1 protein-coding gene is annotated in these 603 nt (G+C 74.5%); it reads right to left on the reverse strand.

The genetic code is table 11. The annotated features are described in order from the left end of the window. Window positions 1-105: 105 nt before the first annotated feature. Window positions 106-603: ABC transporter permease (locus G3I71_RS45705; RefSeq protein ID WP_164324850.1), on the reverse strand; the 498-nt coding region annotated here is incomplete at its 5' end.

Consider the following 603-nt stretch of genomic DNA (forward strand, 5'->3'; position numbering starts at 1 on the left):
GGGCGTCACGGCGACCCTAGCGAAGCCCCGGTGGCGGGGTGGTCATTCTGCGGTATGACGACGGGGCGGGGGTTGGCGTCCTCGCGACGGGTGCCGGGGCCCCCGTCAGTAGCGGATCGCGTCGATCACCTTGACGCGCATGGCGACCGTGGCGGGGATGAGCCCGGCCAGCGCACCGACGCCCGTCGCGCACGCCAGGCCGATCAGCGCGGCCGACACGGGGAACGGCGGACGGTCCTGGATGCCCCCGCCGAACAGCACGTCCACGGGCACGTTCTTGATGATCGCGACCGCGAGGACGATGCCCACGAGGCCGGCCACGAGGGTCGCGACGACCGACTCCATGAGCACGCCGAAGAAGATGCGCCCGGACGTCGCCCCGAACGACCGCCGGATCCCGATCTCGCGGATCCGGTGGCGCACGGTCACGAGCGCGATGTTCACCAGGCCCAGGCCGCCCAGCAGCAGGGCGACACCCCCGACCCCGAGCGCGACCCACCGCGCGGCCACGTCGAGCGCGCCGCGCACCCCACCGACGGGCGCCGCAAGGTGATCGCCCTGACGGACCGCGGCCGCCGGGTCGCCGCGGAACGCCAGGAGGCC

This window comes from Streptomyces sp. SID12501 (genome assembly GCF_010550245.1).
Taxonomy (GTDB): domain Bacteria; phylum Actinomycetota; class Actinomycetes; order Streptomycetales; family Streptomycetaceae; genus Streptomyces.